The organism is Vibrio sp. 2130-1 (assembly GCF_033339515.1).
This window is the reverse complement of sequence record NZ_JAWOUT010000004.1, coordinates 406,783-415,263: the sequence shown is the minus strand read 5'-3', so window position 1 is coordinate 415,263 and position 8,481 is coordinate 406,783. Positions and strand designations below refer to the sequence as shown.

General features: G+C 44.5%; 7 protein-coding genes and 1 tRNA gene. 5 read left to right on the top strand and 3 right to left on the bottom strand.

Features of this window, described 5'->3' with window-relative positions; genetic code table 11:
• The 3 genes from R7Q09_RS08560 to R7Q09_RS08550 all read right to left on the bottom strand — a co-directional run bounded on the left by R7Q09_RS08560 (window position 1) and on the right by R7Q09_RS08550 (window position 3,404).
• Window positions 1-74, bottom strand: a tRNA-Cys gene (locus R7Q09_RS08560).
• Window positions 75-278: 204 nt separating this feature from the next.
• Complete coding sequence (gene viaA / locus R7Q09_RS08555; protein ID WP_033907023.1) at window positions 279-1,733, bottom strand: ATPase RavA stimulator ViaA; 1,455 nt, start codon at window positions 1,731-1,733, stop codon at window positions 279-281.
• Window positions 1,734-1,742: 9 nt separating this feature from the next.
• A complete protein-coding gene (locus R7Q09_RS08550; RefSeq protein ID WP_054576741.1) occupies window positions 1,743-3,404 on the bottom strand; it encodes an ATPase RavA domain-containing protein in 1,662 nt (553 codons plus the stop codon).
• 269 nt (window positions 3,405-3,673) lie between these two features.
• On the opposite strand from R7Q09_RS08550, the gene R7Q09_RS08545 reads away from it, so the two are divergent.
• The 5 genes from R7Q09_RS08545 (at window position 3,674) to R7Q09_RS08525 (ending at window position 8,465) form a co-directional block, all read left to right on the top strand.
• A complete protein-coding gene (locus R7Q09_RS08545) occupies window positions 3,674-4,189 on the top strand; it encodes an NUDIX hydrolase (protein ID WP_054579018.1) in 516 nt (171 codons plus the stop codon).
• A 22-nt stretch (window positions 4,190-4,211) separates the two neighbouring features.
• A complete protein-coding gene (gene ltaE / locus R7Q09_RS08540) occupies window positions 4,212-5,216 on the top strand; it encodes a low-specificity L-threonine aldolase (protein WP_318070634.1) in 1,005 nt (334 codons plus the stop codon).
• 78 nt (window positions 5,217-5,294) lie between these two features.
• Window positions 5,295-5,615, top strand: a complete 321-nt coding sequence (locus R7Q09_RS08535; RefSeq protein ID WP_017633643.1) for a c-type cytochrome — start codon at window positions 5,295-5,297, stop codon at window positions 5,613-5,615.
• A 211-nt stretch (window positions 5,616-5,826) separates the two neighbouring features.
• A complete protein-coding gene (yfcC, locus tag R7Q09_RS08530; RefSeq protein ID WP_005387492.1) occupies window positions 5,827-7,359 on the top strand; it encodes a putative basic amino acid antiporter YfcC in 1,533 nt (510 codons plus the stop codon).
• A 110-nt stretch (window positions 7,360-7,469) separates the two neighbouring features.
• Window positions 7,470-8,465, top strand: a complete 996-nt coding sequence (locus R7Q09_RS08525; RefSeq protein WP_005387494.1) for a succinylglutamate desuccinylase/aspartoacylase family protein — start codon at window positions 7,470-7,472, stop codon at window positions 8,463-8,465.
• Window positions 8,466-8,481 lie beyond the last annotated feature (16 nt).

Genomic DNA, 8,481 nt, shown 5'->3' with positions numbered 1-8,481 from the left:
TGGAGGCGCCTCCCGGAGTCGAACCGAGGTCCACGGATTTGCAATCCGCTGCATAGCCACTCTGCCAAGGCGCCTTTTTATTACGCTTCAGGGCTCTACCCCGTTGCGTTGGTGGCTACTTTACGGATTGAGAGAAGATAGTCAAACAAAAATATTTCATTTTCTGTTCGTTTGATTTCTTTTAAGTCAATTCGACCAAAGTTCGATCTTATTGGCTTAAAACGAAGCAATATAAATCTCGCTTTCAGTTCGTTTTGTCCCATGAAACATTAAGGCGTTTAATAGTTGCTGACCCTTTTTAGCAATCTTCCCACAACATTAGGGTGATAAGACCAAGTGTGATCAAACATCGACATTAATGCAGGATTTCCGTATTTCGATAAGCTAATCGCGTGAAAACGGTTTTTCTTCGCTTTGAGCGCATCCACTTTGGCCAGTAACTCGTCTTGTTGTTTTGGCGCGATAAAGTCGGAAATGACTACCATGTCTGCGTTTTTATATTTATCACCGCTCATCAAGTCGATAGATTTAATCAAAGTTGGCTCTAAGTCTGTACCACCATGGAAGCTATAAGTTAGAAAGTCCGCCGCCTCGCGCAGACCATCTTGTTTGGTTAGTTCGTAGGTAATGTGTTCCGTAGAAAAAATAATGACATAGCAATCACGTTGCTCCGCTAGTGCGATTTGCATCAGAGCATAAGCCATGGCTTTGGCGCATTGCTCAGGAAAGCCACTCATGGAACCGGACGCGTCCACACAAACAATGAAGGGGCCTTTTTCGATATCTACCGCTTTATGGTCAGGTCGGTGAGCTTTAACTTTACGTAACGTGCGCGATTTGCCTTGTGTACGATAGTTCATGAGCCGTTTATCAACTAAGTGTTTATAGAACACAACTTCAAGTTCAGGATACGCCAAAAACATCGTTTCGTTGGGAAGTAGCTTATTTAGATCATCGCTTTCGTGAATACCGACAATATCATCCGTCGCCTCATCACTTTTCTCTTCGACCAATTGAAGTTCTTCAGTGGGCGCACGATTTAGTTCAGGATCATTTACTTGCCCCGCCATACGACCGAGTTGCTCCGCAATTTCTTGCAAGCCTTGGTGCTTCTTCAGAAACTCAGCATGGCGCTTCATCACCGTTAAGTCTGTTTTACTCAACTTGGCAGATGCCATATCCCACAGGCGCCCTACACTTTCAGCGTCACCCGACTCCGTGACTTTATCCATATTACGCATGGTTTCCATACGTTGATACAGGTCATTCAGCACCTTTTCTTTATTGGCTTCAAGCTCGCTTACTTGCGCTTGTTTTATAGCATCGGTGAGGCTTTGGTACCATTGATCACAAAAGTAATGAGGGAACATAGGGTTATTCATCCCTTTGTTCTTTTCCATCATTCGGCGAGCTTGCATGTAAAACGCAGAGTGCCATTCCAGCTTTTTAATCACATCTTCGATGTTTTCAAAAAACGCCTCTTCATCCCAATGAATAACCTCTTGATATAAAGACAGCTCTTGTTGGAAACGCTCTGTCTCACATACCTTGGTGATCCGTTTTTTGACGCTGCCTCGCCACTTTAACAAGTGACCTTTGACCGAAGATTTAACACCTCGGTTTTCTGCCATCATCATGACTTGTGAACGAGCCATCAAATCATTAACTGCGCTATCGATGATGCCGGAGTCGGCCACCATCAGCGCGAGGTTAAGTCCGTCTGCACCTAGCATGTCGTCTCCTTATGAGAAAAACTGATTTAAGTTTTTAAAGCGTTGGATAACTTTTTCACTTTCTGCTTGGATTGATTCAAGTCTCTGACTGACCTGTTGCAGACTCGACTCCATTAGGCGGGGTAGTTCAGGATCAACAAAGCTATGCGGAAGCGCATCATGAAAGTTCGCTTTCACCTTGCGCATATGGTGTTCTGCCTCACTAAGCTGATTTACGGCTTTTTCGCTCTGCGTTAACCACTTTTGGTAAAGCTCTACATCCAAGCCCTCTTGAGTCACTAGGCTAACCAAAATGCCTCGGTTCGCGATATCACGGATAACTAGGTTATTCGCCGCGTCAACATCAAATCGTAAACGGCACATGTTGGTGTTTTGATTGACGTAACCATACACATCACCGCTTCCCTCTTTAATGACTCGATCTAACTCATCTTTGGGTACATAAACCCAGCGGCTATCACCTTTTTCTGATTCTGAAACCGACATGTTGCTTTGCAAGACAACCAATTTAACTAAGTTAACGGCTGCGCCAACTTTGTACATCTTGGCTTTAGAGGTATCAAAGCGCATGGTTTCTTTACGCAAAATGCCCGTTGCCGCTTCAGACGTTAACGTCATGCGGTAGGCATCTTCAAGTTCATGTTGAACATCAACCAAAGACTCTCGGCAGTACTCAATTTCCTGCTCCGCGTCTTGTTGATCAAATGCATGTTTTAAGGCGAACTCTTGAACCACTTCACGTACCACATCTCGCGATTCAGGACTGTTCCATAAACAATCTTGCAGCAGTAGAAGGTCAAGCGGATTTATTTCATCGCGACCATTAAAAAACGCGCTCGCTTTTAACAACTTCACGGCTTTCTTCCAGCGGCGGTCAGAGACATACATATCGGTATTGGCCACATCACCAAACTGAGCTTCAACTTTGCTTTCTAACATCGTTTTAAGCTGGAAAAGCTTTTCGAATGCATTGTCAGTTAACGTCAATTTGTCGAGCTGTTGTTGCCATTGATGATATTCTTCATCAGTTATCGCTAGGCCTTCTGGTACTTGTGCCTCTTGCGATGTGCCCACAGTCAACATCGACTTAAAGTTTTGTTTATTCTGAATTCGATTCACAAACACACGCACCAACATGCGGTCGTAGAGCGCATCCAATCCACTATCTTCATCGGGTAATTCATTGGAAGCCGATACCAACAAGCGCATTGGCACACGCTCGATATCGCTGCCATTTTTGAATGTTTTCTCATTAACCACTGTAAGCAATGTATTAAGAATTGCAGGGCCCGCCTTCCAGATTTCATCCAAAAATACGACTTGTGCAGTTGGCAAATACCCTTTAGTTAAGCGAACATAACGGCCGTTGTCTTTTAGCTCTTGGATACTCAGTGGCCCAAACACCTCTTCAGGGGTTGAGAAGCGCGTCATCAGGTATTCGAAGTAACTGCTGTTATCGAACGCTTGGATGAGTCGTTTGGCAATTAAACTTTTTGCAATACCAGGCGGACCTAAAAGAAAAACACTTTCACCAGCAAGTGCAGCAAGAAGGCAGAGCTTGATCGTATGTTCACGCTCATAAACGCCATCCGTTAACGCTTTCGCCAATTTATTGATGCGTTCTGAGAGAAGCGCTTTTTCGGCATTTGAGGCAAATAAGGTTTGTGTCATACGTTCTCCGGCTGCTGAAGTGGTATTGCGTTAACATTTTTATACACTTGTTATAACTTTGTTACAAATGTATTTTGTCGAATTCCCCTTATAGCAGATGCTTTTCCCCTTCTTGACGAAGCAATCAAAGTTTCCATTTATGAGACATTGCTCACTTAAAGTGCAAACGCTTTCGTCGTGTTGCAGTATTTTTTGCTTTTGTTTCCCACCATTTGTGGTTAATGTCGAAAAACGTCAAAAATGCGGTAACAGCTAGGGTTCATAACTGCATGAGCAAGATAATTCATAAATGGAAGCAAATTTCTCTGATTGAAGAAGACGTTATGCTTCCTACAGGACAGGCAATTACGCACACCACAATCCATCATCCGGGTGCTGCGGTGATTCTCCCTATTACAGCGGAGGGTCACATTGTCCTTGTCCACCAATTTCGGCCTTCACTTAATAAATGGCTATTGGAACTGCCTGCTGGTACCAGAGAAGGCAACGAAGAGCCACTCTGCTGCGCCAAAAGAGAGCTAGAGGAAGAAACTGGGTTTAGTGCAGAGAAATTCACGTCTCTCGGCCAAGTCACCCCTCTTGCCGGATTTTGTGATGAGATACAGTATCTATTTGTTGCCGAAAAGCTTAACAAAACAAACCGTTACGAGTGCGATGAAGACGAAGTGATTGAGGTCGTCACCTTGTCAATCAAGCAACTCGAAGAAAAGATTGTCGATGGCACGATCACCGATGCCAAAACGATCGCTTGCTTAAGCAAAGCGCGCCTTTGCGGATATATTTAGGACTTTGACCAAGGAGACATTCATGGATTTTCGATCAGATACCGTTACACAACCCACCCAAGCCATGCGAGAAGCCATGTTTAAGGCCCCTGTTGGGGATGATGTTTATGGTGATGACCCTACGGTCAATGAGCTTGAAAAATTTGCTGCGCAGCTTGCTGGTTTCGAAGCAGCTTTGTTTACCACTTCAGGCACTCAAGCCAATCTGCTCGGTTTAATGGCGCATTGCGAGCGGGGAGATGAATATCTATGTGGGCAACAAGCACATAACTACAAATACGAAGCTGGTGGCGCGGCGGTTTTGGGATCAATTCAACCTCAACCAGTCGAAAATAACCCAGATGGCACGCTACCATTTGATAAACTGGCTGCTGCGATTAAACCAGATGATTGTCACTTTGCTCGCACTAAGCTTCTCAGCTTAGAAAACACAATTAATGGTAAAGCACTACCTCTGTCTTACTTAGCAGAAGCACGTGACTTCGTGAATAAACATAACTTGCAGATGCATCTAGATGGCGCTCGCGTTTTTAACGCAGCCGTTGCACTTGATGTTCAGGTAAAAGAGATCGGTCAGTACTTTGATTCAATGACGATCTGTCTGTCGAAAGGTCTGGCTGCCCCTGTTGGCTCGCTACTGCTTGGTAGCAAAGACTACATCGCAAAAGCACGTCGCTTAAGAAAGATGGTCGGCGGTGGTATGCGTCAAGCGGGTATTCTTGCCGCAGCAGGCAAACTTGCCCTTACCGAACAAGTGGAACAGCTAAAACAAGATCACATCAACGCAAAAACTTTAGCGGAAGGTTTAGCAGAACTGCCTGGTTTTTCAGTCAACCCTGAATTTGTTCAAACGAACATCGTGTTCGCGAAGCTTGCTCCTCAAGTGGACATAGTAAGTATCGCTGCGAAACTAAAGGAACAAAACATCACGATAACCCCTGGAAATCCAATTCGTTTTGTAACTCATAAAGATATTTCAGCGAAAGACATCGACACTTTCTTATCAAGTATAAAATCTCTACTTTAATTTGATTTTGATCATTGAGCTTCCCCTAAGGGGAAGCTTTATTGTATCGGCATGATTTTTAGCGAATAGATAACCTCCATGCTCAGATTTGTACTTCTAATCTCTTTTATTTTCTCTTCCGCTATCCATGCCGAGCCGTTTGGTGATGCTGATAAAGGTAAAATCAAATCACCTAGCTGTGTCTATTGTCACGGTGTTACAGGCATCGCAACGAACAACACCTATCCAAGCCTTGCTGGTCAAAATGCTCAGTACCTTTACAATGCAATGAAATCTTATCAAGCCGGTGAGCGTAAAGGGCCACTTGCAGAAATGATGGCAGCACAGTTAAAAATGTTAAATGATGAAGACCTTCGTGATGTCGCTGCTTTTTATGCAGAACAGACAGAAATCAAGTAATTAGATCACCTGTAGATGACTATGAAAGCTCGTGAATCATCCAAACTCAACGCATATTGAAACATTAACCCAACATTTGACCACAAAACAATCAAATTAACTTCACTTCAAATATTTGATGAATTTATAGTTCAACATAAGCATTAATATTGACTTTTTATTCTATTTTATCGATATTTCATGCTTTATTGAATTTGACGTGAAGTAAGTTATGTCTCACACACATGCGCAACCAGCAGACTCGGTTGCTACCCCTAAGTCGTGGCAGATGCCAGATACCCTCATTTTGATCTTCATTGTTGGTATTCTTGCTGCGATTCTTACCTACTTAATTCCTGCTGGTCATTTTGATAGCCAACAGGTGACCTACATGGTCGACGGTGCAGAAAAAACTCGCACAGTTATCGATCCTTCTTCTTTCTCTTATGCAACCGACGAAAACGGTGAACTGGTTTACAACAAGGTTGGCCTGTTTGCTTCTGGTGGTGGCATTGGTCTGATGAACTTCCCTTTCGAAGGGCTAGTTTCTGGCTCTAAATGGGGCAGCGCAATCGGCGTGATTATGTTCATGTTGGTTATCGGCGGTGCTTTCGGCGTTGTAATGCGCACAGGCACAATCGATAACGGTATCCTGCGCCTTATCGATAAGACCAAAGGTAACGAAGCGCTATTCATTCCAGTGCTATTTTTGCTGTTCTCGCTAGGCGGTGCGGTATTTGGTATGGGTGAAGAAGCCGTAGCGTTTGCGATTATTATCGCGCCGCTTATGGTTCGCCTTGGTTATGATGGTATCACTACGGTAATGGTTACCTATGTTGCGACTCAAATTGGCTTCGCTACTTCTTGGATGAACCCTTTTTCCGTCGCTATTGCGCAAGGCATTGCGGGTGTACCTGTTTTATCCGGCATGACAGTACGCATGGGGTTATGGGCTGGCTTTACGTTAATCGGTATCGCTTTCACAATGATCTACGCCGCTCGTGTGAAGTCAAATCCTAAACTTTCTTACAGCCATCGCACAGACCAGTATTTCCGTCAGCAAGAGCTTGGCAATCAAGATTCTCGTTGGAACCTAGGTGACACACTCGTTATCCTTACGGTTATTGCGACCACGGTGTGGGTCGTTTGGGGCGTAGTCGCTAACGCATGGTACATCCCAGAAATCGCGTCTCAATTTTTCACTATGGGCTTTGTTGTCGCGATCATCGGTACGATTTTCCGCCTGAACGGTATGACGCTAAACTGCGCAGCTGATGCATTTAAAGAAGGTGCAGCTATTATGCTTGCACCTGCCCTGTTAGTGGGTTGTGCAAAAGGTGTATTGTTGATCCTTGGTGGTGGTACAACTGATGAAGCGAGTGTACTGAACTCAATTCTAAACAGTGCTGGCGGCGTGATTAGCGGGCTTCCTGACGTGGCTGCGGCATGGTTAATGTATGTATTCCAATCTATCTTCAACTTCTTCGTCACTTCGGGCTCTGGACAAGCGGCACTAACGATGCCTCTACTGGCCCCTCTGGCAGACATTGCAGGCGTTACGCGCCAAGTGGCAGTTTTGTCATTCCAACTTGGCGATGGCTTTACTAACGTTATCGTCCCTACTTCGGCATCTCTCATGGCAACGCTTGGTGTCTGCCGTATCGACTGGGGTGACTGGGCAAAATTCTGCTGGCGATTTATTCTATTACTCTTTACCCTATCAAGTATCGTCGTTATCGCAGCTCATATTATGGGTTTTGCGTAAAACGAAGCCAATTGGTAATTAAGGCGAGACATGTTCTCGCCTTATTAATATTCATGGTATGACGACGCTAAGGTTTTAGATTAGCTTATGGTTTTGGAGTGGTAACTTTAATGGCAACACAATTTCTCGATGACGTGATTCAAGGTCATCAAGTGATTCAATCTCTCAATGTAGCAGACCTAAATTCGGGCGAGCATAAGTTTTGGTTTCGCATCGCAACGAATGCTCTCTCTCAGTGGCAACACCTACCTGTGCTAGTGTTCAAAGGTGAAAAACCTGGCAAGAAGATCATGATTACCGCAGGGGTTCATGGTGATGAGTACAATGGTGTGTTAGCAGCGCAGAAAACTGCTCGAGAGCTCATCGGCACTGAAGTCGCTGGTACTGTCACTATTGTTCCAACCATTAACATGCCTGGTATGCTAAACCACAGCCGCGATTTCTATTCCGCAGACCCTGATGCGTCTCCTGCAAACTTAAACCGCTTTTTTCCTGGTGACCAAAACGGCAATGAGGCCCAACGTTACTTATATGCATTGTGGAATGATTTGCTCAAGCCAAATGCTGATTTAGCCATTGACCTTCACACTCAAACCAGTGGTGCGGCCTATCCACTTTACGTGTTTGCAGATTTCCGAATCGAGCAATCATTAGAAATGGCTCGCCTCATTAATCCTGATGCGATTTTAAATGATCCTGGAGATGCTGGCGTCCTTGAAACGGTCTGGAATAACCATGGTGTCCCAAGTATTACTGTTGAAGTAGGTATGGGGCGATACACCGAGCAAGAACTTATCAGTCGAACTGTAACAGGCATTTTTAATGTGCTGAAAAAGCATAGCATTGTTGAAGGTGATATGGACCCTATTACGTCATGCTTGGAAGGAAACGAAATCGTCAGTGTGAAAGCGACACACGGCGGCTTTGTACTGCCTCATGTCAGTTTGATGAATTTTGTCGAGCAAGGCCAACTTCTTGCGATTCAATACGACAACTTTGGCGCTGAGATTAAACGCTACACCGCCCCAACAAGCGGCACAGTACTTAGCCACAATGTTGAATCTATTCGAGCACCAGGTTCCCTGATCGTTCGTTTGATTAAGTAAACCATAACCGTTTGTT

Excerpts from the sequence above, each read along its gene's own strand:
- viaA (WP_033907023.1), bottom strand. The coding sequence starts at position 1,733 with ATGCTAGGTGCAGACGGACTTAACCTCGCGCTGATGGTGGCCGACTCC.
- R7Q09_RS08550 (WP_054576741.1), bottom strand. The coding sequence starts at position 3,404 with ATGACACAAACCTTATTTGCCTCAAATGCCGAAAAAGCGCTTCTCTCA.
- R7Q09_RS08545 (WP_054579018.1), top strand. The coding sequence starts at position 3,674 with ATGAGCAAGATAATTCATAAATGGAAGCAAATTTCTCTGATTGAAGAA.
- ltaE (WP_318070634.1), top strand. The coding sequence starts at position 4,212 with ATGGATTTTCGATCAGATACCGTTACACAACCCACCCAAGCCATGCGA.
- R7Q09_RS08535 (WP_017633643.1), top strand. The coding sequence starts at position 5,295 with ATGCTCAGATTTGTACTTCTAATCTCTTTTATTTTCTCTTCCGCTATC.
- yfcC (WP_005387492.1), top strand. The coding sequence starts at position 5,827 with ATGTCTCACACACATGCGCAACCAGCAGACTCGGTTGCTACCCCTAAG.
- R7Q09_RS08525 (WP_005387494.1), top strand. The coding sequence starts at position 7,470 with ATGGCAACACAATTTCTCGATGACGTGATTCAAGGTCATCAAGTGATT.